Origin of the sequence: Micromonospora sediminimaris (assembly GCF_016863575.1) — a bacterium.
Classification (GTDB): Bacteria; Actinomycetota; Actinomycetes; order Mycobacteriales; family Micromonosporaceae; genus Micromonospora; species Micromonospora sediminimaris.
Genome location: NZ_BOPD01000009.1, coordinates 144,277 through 156,467, shown reverse-complemented (window position 1 = coordinate 156,467; position 12,191 = coordinate 144,277). Strand labels below are relative to the sequence as shown.

General features: G+C 71.8%; 14 protein-coding genes. 6 read left to right on the top strand and 8 right to left on the bottom strand.

Annotation, left to right across the window (positions count from 1 at the left end):
- Positions 1 to 20 precede the first annotated feature (20 nt).
- Positions 21 to 440 (top strand): twin-arginine translocase TatA/TatE family subunit, encoded by a 420-nt coding sequence (locus Vse01_RS07840; protein WP_093408363.1) that lies wholly within the window; start codon positions 21 to 23, stop codon positions 438 to 440.
- 125 nt (positions 441 to 565) lie between these two features.
- Here the strand turns inward: Vse01_RS07840 and Vse01_RS07835 are convergent, their stop codons facing one another.
- The 3 genes from Vse01_RS07835 to Vse01_RS07825 all read right to left on the bottom strand — a co-directional run bounded on the left by Vse01_RS07835 (position 566) and on the right by Vse01_RS07825 (position 3,712).
- Positions 566 to 1,714 (bottom strand): Mrp/NBP35 family ATP-binding protein, encoded by a 1,149-nt coding sequence (locus Vse01_RS07835; RefSeq protein WP_093408361.1) that lies wholly within the window; start codon positions 1,712 to 1,714, stop codon positions 566 to 568.
- 65 nt (positions 1,715 to 1,779) lie between these two features.
- Positions 1,780 to 2,409, bottom strand: coding sequence for a DUF1003 domain-containing protein (locus Vse01_RS07830; RefSeq protein ID WP_093408590.1), 630 nt, complete (start codon positions 2,407 to 2,409; stop codon positions 1,780 to 1,782).
- Positions 2,402 to 3,712, bottom strand: a complete 1,311-nt coding sequence (locus tag Vse01_RS07825; RefSeq protein ID WP_232511369.1) for a magnesium transporter MgtE N-terminal domain-containing protein — start codon at positions 3,710 to 3,712, stop codon at positions 2,402 to 2,404. Before Vse01_RS07825 ends, Vse01_RS07830 begins: the two co-directional genes overlap by 8 nt.
- A 108-nt stretch (positions 3,713 to 3,820) precedes the next feature.
- On the opposite strand from Vse01_RS07825, the gene Vse01_RS07820 reads away from it, so the two are divergent.
- Positions 3,821 to 4,690, top strand: a complete 870-nt coding sequence (locus tag Vse01_RS07820; RefSeq protein WP_093408358.1) for a PhzF family phenazine biosynthesis protein — start codon at positions 3,821 to 3,823, stop codon at positions 4,688 to 4,690.
- 22 nt (positions 4,691 to 4,712) lie between these two features.
- Positions 4,713 to 5,237, top strand: coding sequence for a hypothetical protein (locus tag Vse01_RS07815; RefSeq protein WP_093408356.1), 525 nt, complete (start codon positions 4,713 to 4,715; stop codon positions 5,235 to 5,237).
- A 44-nt stretch (positions 5,238 to 5,281) separates the two neighbouring features.
- Here Vse01_RS07815 and Vse01_RS07810 read toward each other — a convergent pair whose 3' ends face one another.
- A complete protein-coding gene (locus Vse01_RS07810; RefSeq protein WP_093408353.1) occupies positions 5,282 to 5,992 on the bottom strand; it encodes an HAD family hydrolase in 711 nt (236 codons plus the stop codon).
- Between the two features lie 107 nt (positions 5,993 to 6,099).
- Between Vse01_RS07810 and Vse01_RS07805 the strand changes: the two genes are divergently transcribed.
- Positions 6,100 to 7,062, top strand: coding sequence for a DMT family transporter (locus tag Vse01_RS07805; protein ID WP_093408587.1), 963 nt, complete (start codon positions 6,100 to 6,102; stop codon positions 7,060 to 7,062).
- A gap of 175 nt (positions 7,063 to 7,237) precedes the next feature.
- On the opposite strand, the gene Vse01_RS07800 is transcribed toward Vse01_RS07805, so the two are convergent.
- Positions 7,238 to 7,957 (bottom strand): GNAT family N-acetyltransferase, encoded by a 720-nt coding sequence (locus Vse01_RS07800; protein ID WP_093408351.1) that lies wholly within the window; start codon positions 7,955 to 7,957, stop codon positions 7,238 to 7,240.
- Between the two features lie 60 nt (positions 7,958 to 8,017).
- The gene (locus Vse01_RS07795) at positions 8,018 to 8,869 is read right to left on the bottom strand and encodes an SDR family NAD(P)-dependent oxidoreductase (protein WP_093408348.1); all 852 of its coding nucleotides are present in this window, start codon (positions 8,867 to 8,869) and stop codon (positions 8,018 to 8,020) included.
- Between the two features lie 109 nt (positions 8,870 to 8,978).
- On the opposite strand from Vse01_RS07795, the gene Vse01_RS07790 reads away from it, so the two are divergent.
- Positions 8,979 to 9,935, top strand: a complete 957-nt coding sequence (locus tag Vse01_RS07790; protein WP_093408346.1) for an HpcH/HpaI aldolase/citrate lyase family protein — start codon at positions 8,979 to 8,981, stop codon at positions 9,933 to 9,935.
- A gap of 54 nt (positions 9,936 to 9,989) precedes the next feature.
- Here the strand turns inward: Vse01_RS07790 and Vse01_RS07785 are convergent, their stop codons facing one another.
- Complete coding sequence (locus tag Vse01_RS07785) at positions 9,990 to 10,535, bottom strand: DUF4190 domain-containing protein (RefSeq protein WP_093408343.1); 546 nt, start codon at positions 10,533 to 10,535, stop codon at positions 9,990 to 9,992.
- Between the two features lie 121 nt (positions 10,536 to 10,656).
- Here Vse01_RS07785 and Vse01_RS07780 point away from each other — a divergent pair, with 121 nt between their 5' ends.
- Positions 10,657 to 11,562 (top strand): SDR family NAD(P)-dependent oxidoreductase, encoded by a 906-nt coding sequence (locus Vse01_RS07780; RefSeq protein ID WP_093408341.1) that lies wholly within the window; start codon positions 10,657 to 10,659, stop codon positions 11,560 to 11,562.
- Positions 11,563 to 11,568: 6 nt separating this feature from the next.
- On the opposite strand, the gene Vse01_RS07775 is transcribed toward Vse01_RS07780, so the two are convergent.
- On the bottom strand, positions 11,569 to 12,042 hold the full coding sequence (locus Vse01_RS07775; protein ID WP_093408338.1) for a DUF4190 domain-containing protein: 474 nt from the start codon (positions 12,040 to 12,042) through the stop codon (positions 11,569 to 11,571).
- Positions 12,043 to 12,191 lie beyond the last annotated feature (149 nt).

The window sequence follows — 12,191 nt, the reverse complement described above, 5'->3', positions numbered from 1 at the left end:
CGGGGGAAGGGGGACCGAGGATGTTCGAGAACCTGAACGTGTGGGAGGTCGGAGCGCTGCTGCTGCTGGCGCTGTTGATCTTCGGCGACCGGCTGCCGGTGGTGATCAGTGACGGACTGCGGATGGTGCGCAACCTCCGCAACATGGCCCGCAGCGCCACCACCGACCTGAGCAAGGAGCTGGGCACCGACATCCAGTTGGAGGACCTGCACCCCAAGGCGTTCATCCGCAAGCATCTGCTCAGCGAGGAGGACGAGCAGGCGATCCGGAAACCGCTTCAGGGCGTCTACGACGGCCTGCGAGCGGACGTCACCGGCGTGCACGACGAGCTCAAGGATGTCGCGAACGCGGCCGACCCGCGCCGGCCCGGCCCGGCCCCGGTGAGCACCGCCAGCCCCGCGCCGGCCCCCCGCGCGGTCAGCTACGACGACGTCACCTGACAATCACCGGTCGGGCCCGGAGCGAAGGACCCGGTCGGGTCGCGAGCCGACTCAGCGAACGGCGGCGTCGGCCGGGGCCGACGCGAACGCCATCCTCGACGAAGGGCCGGTGCGGGCCGTCGGTATCAGCGCCCGGCCGGCTTGAGGCCCAGCGGCTTGCCGAGCAGGGACTCGCGGCGCAGGGCGAGTCGGTCGGCCACCTGACCCAGCGCCTTCGACGCCGGGGAATCCGGCTCGGCGAGCACGATCGGGTTACCCTCGTCGCCCGCTTCCCGGACCCGGGTGTCCAGCGGCACCTGGCCCAGCAGTGGCACCTGCGCGCCGATGGTCTGGGTAAGCGAATCCGCCACCGTCTGACCACCACCGGCCCCGAAGATCTCCATCCGGGAGCCGTCCGGCAGTTCCAGCCAGGACATGTTCTCGATCACACCGACCACCCGCTGGTGGGTCTGCAGGGCGATCGCGCCGGCCCGCTCGGCGACCTCCGCGGCGGCGGCCTGGGGGGTGGTGACCACCAGGATCTCGGCGTTCGGCAGCAGCTGGGCCAGGGAGATCGCCACGTCGCCGGTGCCCGGGGGCAGGTCGAGCAGGAGCACGTCGAGGTCGCCCCAGTAGACGTCGGCGAGGAACTGCTGCAACGCGCGGTGCAGCATCGGGCCACGCCAGACCACGGCGGCGTTGCCGGCGGTGAACATCCCGATCGAGATGACCTTCACCCCGTGCGCCTGCGGCGGCATGATCATGTCTTCGACCCGGGTGGGCAGGCCGTCCGCACCGAGCATCCGCGGCACGGAGTGCCCGTAGATGTCCGCGTCCACCACGCCGACCGACAGGCCCCGGGCGGCCAGCGCGGCGGCCAGGTTTACCGTCACGCTGGACTTGCCGACGCCGCCCTTGCCGCTGGCCACCGCGTACACCCGGGTGCGGGAGCCGGGCTGGGCGAACGGGATCACCGGCTCCGCGGTCGCGCCGCCGCCGCGCAGCTTCGCCTGAAGGCCCTGGCGCTGCTCGGTGCTCATCACACCGAACTCGATCTCGACGCGGCTGACCCCGCTCACCGCGCCCACGGCTGCGGTGATGTCCGAACGCAGCTTGTCCTTCAGCGGGCAACCGGCCACGGTCAGCAGCAACTCGACCAGGACCACGCCGTCCTCGCCGACCTCGGCGGAACGCACCATGCCCAGTTCGGTGATCGGCCGGCGGATCTCCGGGTCGTTGACGGTGGCCAGGGCGGCCATGACGGCGTCGTTGACGGTGCTGACGGGAGCTGACATGCCCGTAATGCTACGTCGGCAGCGGGCCGCCACCGGTGCCGGTCACAGTGGTGTGAGCGAGTCGATCAGCTCTCCGGGCGGTGGGAGGTCGCCCGGTCGTGACGACCGTCACCCGGTTGGTCGCCGTCCACCTCGTCGCGGGGTTCGTCCAACCCGTCACCGCCGGTCCGGGCGGCCGGCTCGTCCCGGTGCCGGCGTTCCAGCCGCTGACGCCGCTGCGCCGCCTCGTCCAACTCCTCGGCGAGCCGGGTCAGCTCGGAGCGGACGAAGTCCCGGGTGGCCACCTCGCCCAGCGCGATCCGCAGCGCGGCGATCTCCCGGGCCAGGTACTCCGTGTCGGCCTTCTGCATGGTCGCCCGACGCCGGTCCTCCTCCATCGCCACCCGGTCGCGGTCGGCCTGGCGGTTCTGCGCCAGCAGGATCAGCGGCGCCGCGTACGACGCCTGGATGGAGAGCACCAGGGTGAGGAAGGTGAAGGTGTACGGGTCGAAACGCATCCCCGCCGGGGCGAGGGTGTTCCAGAGGAACCACGCGCTGATCACCAGCGTCATGTAGACGATGAAGTTCGCCGTACCCATGCCACGGGCGATGCCCTCGGCCCAGCGTCCGAACGTCTCCTGGTCCACCCGGGGCAGTTTGAATCCCCGGGGCTCCCGTGGCAGGTCCAGCCGTTCCGCGCGCCGTTGCTCAGTCATGGCCACCGTCCGTCGCCGGTTCCGGAACGGTCGGGGTCGTCGCCCCGTTCGGTAGGCCGCCCGGTGCCGCGTCCCGGTCCCGCCAGTCCCGCGGCAGCGAGTGATCCAACACGTCGTCGACGGTGACGGCGCCCACCAGCCGGTTGTTCCGGTCGATCACCGGCATGGCCACCAGATCGTAGGTGGCCATCCGACGGGTGATCTCCGGCAGCGGGGTGGTCGGGCGCAGCGGATCGATGTCGTTGACCACCACCCCGCCGAGCAGATCCGCCGGGGGCTCCCGGAGCAGCCGCTGGAAGTGCACCATGCCCAGATAGCGACCGGTGGGGGTGGCCATCGGCGCCCGGGTCACGAACACCTGCGCGGCCACCGCCGGGGAGAGCTGCGGCTCCCGGATCCGCGCGAGGGCCTCCGCCACCGTCGCGTCCGGGGGCAGGATGACCGGTTCGGACGTCATCACGCTGCCCGCCGTGCCCGGCGTGTACTTCAGCAACTGACGCACCGAATCGGCCTCGTCCGGCTCCATCAGGTCGAGCAGCACGTCCTGCTCCGGCGGCGGCAGCTCACCGAGGAGATCGGCGGCATCGTCCGGATCCATCTCCTCCAGGATGTCGGCGGCCCGCTCGCGATCCAGCGCGGCGAGGATCTCCACCTGGTCGTGCTCGGGCAGTTCGCTGAGCACGTCGGCGAGCCGCTCGTCGTCCAGGGCCGCCGCGACCTCGTTGCGTCGCGCGTCGGGCAGATCCTGTAGCGCGTTGGCCAGGTCCGCCGGACGCATGTCCTCCAGTACGGCAAGCAGGTTGGCCGTACCCCGGGTCTCCGCCACCCCACTGAGCCCGCGTACCTGATTCCACTCGACCTGATGCAGGTGGCCCCGGCGAGCCAACCGACCGGTCTGCTCGCGGACCGCCACCCGGGTCAGTGACCACTCACCACTACGACTGCACTCCATCGCCACGTCGACCACCGACGCCGCCCGGCCCTCCGGGGCGACCTGTACCCGGCGGTCCAGCAGTTCCTGAAGGACGAGCAACTCGTTGGGCCGCTTCTCGAACCGGCGCAGGTTCAACGTGCCGCTGCCCAGCACGATGGCGTCGGCGTCGATCGAGGTGATCCGGTTGATGGAGAGGAAGATCCGTCGCCGCATCGGCATCTCGGCGACCAGACCCACGACCTCGGGCGGCCGTTGGCTCGCGCGCAGCCGGGCGACCGCGTCGCGTACCCGGCCGACCTGGTCGCCGTTGGGGTCGAAGACGGCGACTCCGGCAAGTCGGGCGATGTACACCCGGGTCGGCGTGCTCACGGGCACCAGCCTAGGGGGTGGGCCGATGACCCGGTCGGCGATGCTCCAGGGCCGGCACGGCCCGGCACTGACCCCGACGTACGCCCGGAGGGCCTAGTGTCTATCAACATGTCGACCTTGGCTTACGAGATCGTGGACGTCTTCACCGACCGTCCGTACGCCGGGAACCCGCTCGCGGTGGTCTTCGGCGCTGACGGGCTGGCGACCGACCAGATGCAGGCTCTGGCCCGCGAGTTCAACCTGTCGGAGACGGTCTTCGTGCTGCCCGCCACCCAGGTCGGCGCCACCTACCGGGCCCGGATCTTCACGCCGGTCGACGAGTTGCCGTTTGCCGGCCACCCCAGCGTCGGCGCCGCGGTCACCGCCGCTCGCCGGGGGATGTTCCCGACCGGGCAGGTCAACCAGGAATGCGGTGCCGGCGTGCTGCCGATCGAGGTGAGCGACGGTGCCGCCATCCTGACCGGCGGCAGCCCCACCCTCGGGCCCGAGCTGGAGCCGGAGCCGCTGCTGGAGATGGTCGGGCTCGGCGCGGAGGACCATCCCGGTCCAGCGCCGCGGGTCGCCGGCTGCGGCCTGGAGTTTCCGTTCCTGCCGGTACACGCCGACGCCCTCGCCCGGGCGCAGGTGAACCCGGTGGCGGCCGGGCGGTACGGCATCGAGCATGTCAGCGTCTTCTCCTGGAACCCGGCGACCCAAACCGCGCATGCCCGGGTCTTCGTCCCAGGTCTCGGCGTACCCGAGGATCCGGCTACCGGGTCTGCCGCGCTCGGTCTCGGGGTGTGGCTGGTCGCCAGCGGCCTGTTGCCCGGCGAGGGACGATCGTCGTACACCGTCCGGCAGGGTGTCGAGATGGGCCGACCGTCCTCGCTGGCCTGCGTCGTGACCGCAGCCGGCGGTGTCGCGGTGGGCACGAGCGTCGCAGGTCAGGTGAGACCGGTGGCCCGGGGGGAGATCCTCGTCCCGCCGTTCGTCGGCTGACGGCCGACGCGGACCGGCCCGGATGAGAGAGGATGCCGCGGTGACCGACGAGCGCGAGAACCATCCCCTGGTCGAAGAGGCGATGAAGAAGGCCTCGGTGGCCTGGGTCGCGGTGGCGGGTCGCCCGCCAGTCGCCCTGTGGTGCGTACCCCTGGAAGCGGCGCTGTTCGTGGTCAGCGGCCCCGGCGAGCAGGCCGCGCCCGGGCTGGCCGAGGCCGACGAGGTCCAGGTGACCCTGCGCGGCGACCACGGGGGCCGGATCGTCACCTGGCCGGCGCGGGTCAGCCGGCTGACACCCGGCACCGAGCAGTGGGACACGCTCGCCCCGCTGGTGGGGGCCAAACGGCTGAACGCGCCTGGACCGACCTCCGAACTCGTCGCCCGCTGGGCCGCTGACGACTGCGCCCTGGTGCGGCTCGCGTCGGTCGGTCAGCCGACGCACGGCGGCGAGCTACCGGCCGGGTCGCTGGCCGAGCCGCCTCGACCGACGCCGGCCGTCCGGGCCACTCGCCGGCCGTTCCGCCTGCACCGTGTCCGGCGTCGCTGACCGGTCGTCGGCCGAGGCGACGCCGGCCCGGCGCACGTGCGTGGCTACCACGGTGCGCCGACCGGGCTGGGAGCCTCGTCGACCAGGTCGACCACCTCGCGGAGGGACCCCAGTGTCCGGCCGGCCCAGGCGGCGTCGAGATTGAACACCAGATGGTCGGCGAGGTCGGGCGAGGCGAGCCGGGCCGCGCTCAGACCGGCGCGCTGCGCACCTGTCAACTCCTGGCTGCCGCCGTCACCCACGTAGAGGCAGTCTGCCGGAGAGAGGCCCAGCCGCGCGCAGGCGGCCAGATAGAGGCTCGCGTCCGGCTTGCATCGCCCCACCTGCACGGAGAACACCCGGACGTCGAGCAGCGGGGCGATCGCCAGCTCAGGCAGGAAAGCCGGTAGCTCGTGGGTGCAGTCACTGATCACGCCGGTCCGTAAGCCCCGTCGCCGCAGCGCCCGTAGGGTCGGCACGGCCTCGTCCCGTAGCCGGGTGTCCGCGCGTACGGCCTGGTGCCGGGCGGCGGCGGCAGCCCGCAACGCCTCCGCCGGAGGGTGTACGCCGGCCTGCTCGCACACCCAGCGCAGGGTCGCCTCGACGGTGTCGAAGCGCCCGCTGGCGCGGTCGTAGAACGTGCGGTCGAGCACCTCAAGGAAGGCGGCCGGCGGGCAGCCGAGCAGTTCGGCGGTGCTGAGGTGACCCTTGCCACGCTGGACCGGACGGGTCAACGTGCCGAAGAAGTCGAACAGCACCGCCCGGAACCTGGGCATGGGAACGCCTCCGGGCGGACGGGGAGGGGCCCTGGTGAGGACGGGCACGATCGTAACCGAACGTTGACGGAAAGTGGCGCCCCTGTGACGTGTGAAGATTGCACCTCGTGGCACCCGAACCTCACCGTCCGCCGCTCGACCTGGTCACCGGCGCGGCACTTGCCGTGGCCGTCTTCGCCGTCTCGTCATCCGCGCCGTTGATCGCCTTTGCCGCCGCGCCCGCCCTGGCGGTCGCGTTCTGGCGCAACGTGCTGGCGGTCGCCGTGCTGAGTCCGTTCGCGCTGACCCGGCGACGGTCCGAGTTCCGCTTCGTGGCCACCGGCGTCGGCCGTCGCGAGGGCATGTTCTGTGTCCTGTCCGGGGTGGCGCTGGCGGCGCACTTCGCCACCTGGATGCCGAGTGCGAAGCTCACCTCGGTGGCCGCGGCGACGGCGCTGGTGGCCACCCAGCCGGTGTGGCAGGGGCTGATCGCCCGGGCCCAGGGCCGCCGGCTGCCGGTGGGTGTCTGGGCCGGCATCGGGGTGGCAGTGGCCGGGGCGGTGCTGGCGACCGGTGCCGACTTCACGGTCTCCGGCCAGGCTTTCGCGGGCGACCTGCTGGCGCTGACCGGTGGGCTGTTCGCGGCTGTCTACACCGCGCTGGGGGAGCGGGCCCGGGTCACCGTCAGCAACGCCACCTACACCACCATCTGCTACAGCGTGTGTGGACTGATCCTGCTGGTGGTCTGCCTGGTCGGCGGGGTGCCGCTGAGCGGCTTCGACACCGGCACCTGGCTGGCCGTGCTCGCCCTGGTCGGCGGGGCGCAACTGCTCGGCCACTCGATGTTCAGCTACGCGCTGCGGCGGGTCTCGGCCACCACGGTCAGCGTGCTGATCCTGCTGGAGGCGCCCGGTGCCGCGCTGATCGGCTGGGCGTGGCTGGGGCAGCTGCCCGACCCGGTGACCCTGCCAGGTCTGTCGCTGCTGCTGGTCGGTGTGGCCGTGGTGGTGTTGTCCAGCGCCCGCACGGCCCGGCGCACGACACGGGTCAGCACGGCGGTACCGGCGGACGCGGCACCGGTCCGCGACTGAGTGTGTCGTTCAACCTCCGGCCGGGGCCCGCTTCGCCGTGCCGAGTTCGCGCAGGTAGGCGATTGCCCTGGTGGGCGCAGCCTCTGCCAGCAGCTTCGGGGATGATGCTGCCTCACGCCCGCGCCCTGGCGGCAAGTTCGGGGAAGATGCTGCCTCATACCCGCGCATTGCCCGGTCACACCTCGTGTACCTCAAGCACCCGGGTGCGCGGGGCGGCCTCGCCCAGCGTCGCCCGCAGCGCGGTCCGCTCCGGGTCGGCGAGGAACGCCTCGTAGCCGGCCCGGGTGTCGAACCGGATGACGTGCACCTCGGTACGCCCGTCCCCGGTACGCAGCCGCCGTTCCAGCCGACCACCGTGCCGTGGCAGCAGGGCGAGCACGGTGTCCTCGTACCGTTGCCCGGCCTCGACCGCGCCGTCGGGCAGTTCCACCAGTGCGACCAGGCGCACCGCGGCGGCCGGGTCGGTGACCAGCGACTTCCAGAACTGATGGTCGACGTGACCACCCGGGATGCCCTCCCGACGACCGGTGTCGAGGTAGCCGTGCCGGCGGTAGAAGCCCGGAGCCTGGAACGAGAACGAGGCGACCGAGATCTCGGTGCAGCCGCGCCGTCGGGCCTCCTGCTCGGCCGCCGCCAGCAACCGGCCGCCCCAGCCTTCGCCACGGCGATCAGCGCGGACCCAGACCATGTTGATCCCCGCGCAGGTGCCCCAGCTCCAGCCGGTCAACCCGGCAACCAGCTCGCCGTCCGCGTCGGTGACCCGTACGGACAGCTCGGCCTCGTCAGTGGCGCCGGTGGCTCGCTGGTTGAAGCTCGTCAGCTCCGCATCCAACCGGGCGGCCAGTTCCTCGTCCTTGCCCAGCACTTGCAGGTTGACGCCCTCGGCGACGGTCATGGCGCGGAGTATCGCAATGTTTCCCGAGCGGGGCGACCCGGTTGCTCGCCCGATGCGACCTCAGCCCGGGTGCCCCGGGTGGCCCGGCCCGTCCGGGATGCCCACGGCAGCAGCACTGGCCGCCCAGAGCCGCGCCGCGAGTCGCGGGTCGGCCGCCTTGGGCCAGGGGCGGCGTGGCCGGCAGTCGAAGTAGTAGCCGCCGTTGTGCAGCCGGGACCGGTCCTGGTTGGCCAGCCAGACCAGCGTCTGCGCACCCTTGGCCGGGCTGCGGAACGGCAGCAGACGCATGCCCAGGGCGACCACCCGGCTCTCGTTGCCGAAGCGGGTCCGGACCACTCCGGGGTGGAAGCAGTACGAGTCGACCCGCGGCCATCTCCGGGCGGCCTCGGCGGTGAACAGGATGTTCGCCTGCTTGCTGGTGCCGTACGCGGATATCGGGCGGTAGCGGCGCAGCGACGCGTTGAGGTCGTTCGGGTCGAGCGTGCCGCTGCGGTGCGCGCCGGAGGCGGTCACCACGATTCGGCGTACCCGGTCGACCAGCAGGTGCGTGAGCAGGAAGGGGGCCAGGTGATTGGCCTGGACGGACAGCTCGAAACCGTCAACAGTGGTGATCGGCTGAAGCACGATCGCGCCGGCGTTGTTGGCGAGCACGTCGATCCGGTCGTACGCGGCGCGCAGCCGCTCGGCCAGCTGCCGCACGTCGTCGAGGACGGCGAAGTCGGCGCGGAACACCTCGGGCCGTTCCCCGGAGGCCTCGCGGACCTCGTCGGCGGCAGCCCGCAGCCGGGCCGGATCCCGGCCCACCAGGACGACCCGGTCACCCCGGCAGGCGAGACCTATGGCGGCGGCCAGTCCGATGCCGGAACTCGCTCCGGTGATGACGACCAGTCGAGGGTCAGTGACATCTTCCACAGGTCCATTCACCGCGGTCACGGCACGAGGTTACCGTGGCGTCACAAGCACCTTTGGGATCGTTAAGTAAGGGACGGCGGACCTGCCGTACCCGGAAGGAGCGCCGCCGATGGCCGTTGTTGGGCGTCCCCGCCGATCCTGCCTGGCCGTACCCGGATCGAGCGTCAAGATGCTCGGCAAGGCCCAGGGACTCCCGGCCGACCAGGTCTTCCTCGACCTGGAGGACGCGGTCGCGCCACTGGCCAAGCCGGACGCCCGCAAGAACATCGTGGCCGCGCTCAACGAGGGCGACTGGACCGGCAAGACCCGGGTCGTCCGGGTCAACGACCTCACCACCCCGTGGACCTACCGGGACGTCATCGACGTGGTGGAGGGGGCGGGGGCCAACCTCGACTGCGTCATGCTGCCGAAGGTGCAGGACGCGGCGCAGGTGCAGTGGCTGGACATGACCCTCACCCAGCTGGAGAAGACCCTCGGCCTGGAGGTGGGCCGGATCGGCATCGAGGCGCAGATCGAGAACGCGGCCGGCTTGGTCAACGTCGATGCCATCGCCGCCGCGTCGCCACGCGTCGAGACGATCATCTTCGGGCCGGCCGACTTCATGGCCTCGATCAACATGAAGTCGCTGGTGGTCGGCGCCCTCATTCCCGACTACCCGGGCGACCCGTACCACTACATCCTGATGCGCATCCTGATGGCCGCTCGGATGCACGACAAGCAGGCCATCGACGGCCCGTTCCTGCAGATCCGGGACACCGACGCGTTCCGCGAGGTGGCGAAGCGGTCGGCGGCGCTCGGCTTCGACGGCAAGTGGGTGCTGCACCCCGGGCAGATCGACGCCGCGAACGAGGTCTACTCGCCGGCTCAGGCCGACTACGACCACGCCGAACTGATCCTCGACGCGTACCAGCACTACACCTCGGAGGCGGGTGGCCGACTGGGCGCGGTGATGCTCGGCGACGAGATGATCGACGAGGCTTCCCGCAAGATGGCGCTGGTGATCGCTGCCAAGGGCCGGGCCGCCGGCATGACCCGCACCACGACGTTCGAGCCGCCGGCCGAGTAGCCGTACCATCCACCTCGCGCCCGCCCCGACCTCGGTCGGGGCGGGCGTCGCTGATCAGGTGGTGGAGGACGAGTTCGCAATGGCGAAGGCGATCGCGATGGCGTAGCCGATGATCACCAGCGCGAGCAGGCCGGTGAGGATCCAGCCGACGATGATGGCGGCCTTGGCCATCCCCTCGCCGCTCTCACCGGTCTCCCGGATCTGGCGCATGGCCACATGCCCCATGATGGCGCCGACCGGGGCGGTGATACATGAGCCGATCCCGATCAGGGAAAGGACCAGGGCGACGATCGCCATGGTGTTCGTCTTCTGCTGCGGGTAGCCGTAGCCCGGCGGGGGATAGCCGTAGCCGGGCGGGGCCGGCGGGTAACCGGCGGGCTGAGCCGGCGGGTAGCCGGCCGGCGGGTACGGCGCGGCGGCCGGGTCCGACTTCATCCCGGCGTACGGGTCGGTCGGCGGCTGATACGGCTCGTATCCGGAAGGCTGGGGTGGAATCGGTGGCTGCGGGCTGACCGGCAGGGTCGGATCGGCGGGTGGGCCGGACGGCTGGCCGGTCGATGCGGGGTCGGGCCAGCCGCCGGCCGGCGGGGGTTGCGTCATCGGGCTTCTCTTCCGTCGCGATGATGTGGCGCAGTCAGGGTAGTCACCGCCGCGCACCCCGCGACGCGCCCGGCACCGTGGGCGCGTTGCCCGACAGCGGTGGGAAGGGCAGGATCTCGGCATGGTGATTGACGCGCGTGCGGCGGACCGTTCCGGCAACAGACCGAGACGGGACGTCAGCCGACCGGGCATGAGCCGGCGACCACGCCCGGCCGCGGCACCGGAGCCCGGCGACCAGGATGCTCCGGCGCCGCTGCCGGAACCGGTGACCATGCGGCTTGACGGCAAGGTCGCGCTGGTGACGGGAGCGGGCAGCCCGGACGGCATCGGGTACGCCACCGCTCGCCGACTGTCCGACCTCGGTGCCCGGGTGGCAATCGTGTCGACCACCCGGCGCATCCATGAGCGGGCCGGCGAACTCGGGGTGACCGGTTTCGTCGCCGACCTCACCGACGAGTCGGAGGTGGGCGCGCTGGCCGATGCGGTGGCCGAGCAACTCGGTGATGTCGAGGTGCTGGTAAACAACGCCGGCCTGGCGAGCCGGGCCAGCCCGGAGGTGCTGCGCCCGGTCGCGCAGCTCAGCTACGACGAGTGGCAGGGCGAGATCGACCGGAACCTGACCACCGCCTTCCTGTGCAGCCGGGCCTTCATCGTCGGTATGGCCGAGCGCGGTTGGGGTCGGATCGTGAACCTGGCCGCCACCGCCGGTCCGGTAAACGCGCTGCCCACCGAGGCGGCGTACGCGGCGGCCAAGGCGGGTGTGGTGGGCCTGACCCGGGCGCTGGCCATGGAGATGATCGCCGACGGGGTGACGGTCAACGCGGTGGCCCCGGGCACCATCTACACCGCGGCCTCGACCATGGCCGAGATCAAGCAGGGCCTGGGTACGCCGGTCGGACGCCCCGGCACTCCCGACGAGGTGGCTGCGGCGATCACGTTCCTCTGCTCGCCGGCCGCGTCGTACATCACCGGGCAGATGCTTGTGGTCGACGGCGGCAACAGCGTCCGGGAGGCTCAGTTCCGCTGAACGGGCTCAGGTGCTGGTGCCGTCGGAGCCGGCCCAGATCGCCAGTGCCAGCCAGCCGCAGCAGGCCAGCAGGAAGAGGCCGGTGAAGATGTAGCTGAGGATCAGGCCCCAGGTGGCCAGCTGCGCGCCGTCCTCGCCACTGGTGCGCAGTTGCCGCCTGGCCAGGTGACCGAGGGCGATGCCGGCGGGGGCGAAGACGAAGGCGAAGACCAGCGACAGGATGGCCAGCACGTTGGTGCCGCGTCCGCCGCCCTGGCCGGTCGGCGGTCCGTACTGCCCGTAGGGCACCTGTGGGGCGTACGGGGGTTGCTGACCCCACTGCTGGCCGTGCGGCGGCTGCCCCGGATGCTCGTACGACGGCTGCCCGTACGCCGGTTGTTCGCCCTGCTGCCCGTACGGTTGGCCGTACTGCGGCTGCTGCCCGCCGGGCGGTGGCTCGTAGGGCGACGGTGGCTGGTCCGGCTCCGGTGGTTGGCCCACGCTCTCCTCCTCCGTACCGCCCTACGGGTCCCGCGCGGCCCGTCCGCCCTGGTGGGAAGGCCCTCTGTGCGGGACGCTACCCGCAGCGGTGAAGCTTTTCACAGCGGTTGTGTGGACTGCTCACCTTGGCCGCCCCGGTCCGGGCGACG

Bases quoted from the DNA above. Each gene is read 5' to 3' on its own strand.
- Vse01_RS07840 (WP_093408363.1), top strand. From the start codon at position 21: ATGTTCGAGAACCTGAACGTGTGGGAGGTCGGAGCGCTGCTGCTGCTG.
- Vse01_RS07835 (WP_093408361.1), bottom strand. From the start codon at position 1,714: ATGTCAGCTCCCGTCAGCACCGTCAACGACGCCGTCATGGCCGCCCTG.
- Vse01_RS07830 (WP_093408590.1), bottom strand. From the start codon at position 2,409: ATGACTGAGCAACGGCGCGCGGAACGGCTGGACCTGCCACGGGAGCCC.
- Vse01_RS07820 (WP_093408358.1), top strand. From the start codon at position 3,821: ATGTCGACCTTGGCTTACGAGATCGTGGACGTCTTCACCGACCGTCCG.
- Vse01_RS07815 (WP_093408356.1), top strand. From the start codon at position 4,713: ATGAGAGAGGATGCCGCGGTGACCGACGAGCGCGAGAACCATCCCCTG.
- Vse01_RS07810 (WP_093408353.1), bottom strand. From the start codon at position 5,992: ATGCCCAGGTTCCGGGCGGTGCTGTTCGACTTCTTCGGCACGTTGACC.
- Vse01_RS07800 (WP_093408351.1), bottom strand. From the start codon at position 7,957: ATGACCGTCGCCGAGGGCGTCAACCTGCAAGTGCTGGGCAAGGACGAG.
- Vse01_RS07790 (WP_093408346.1), top strand. From the start codon at position 8,979: ATGGCCGTTGTTGGGCGTCCCCGCCGATCCTGCCTGGCCGTACCCGGA.
- Vse01_RS07785 (WP_093408343.1), bottom strand. From the start codon at position 10,535: ATGACGCAACCCCCGCCGGCCGGCGGCTGGCCCGACCCCGCATCGACC.
- Vse01_RS07780 (WP_093408341.1), top strand. From the start codon at position 10,657: ATGGTGATTGACGCGCGTGCGGCGGACCGTTCCGGCAACAGACCGAGA.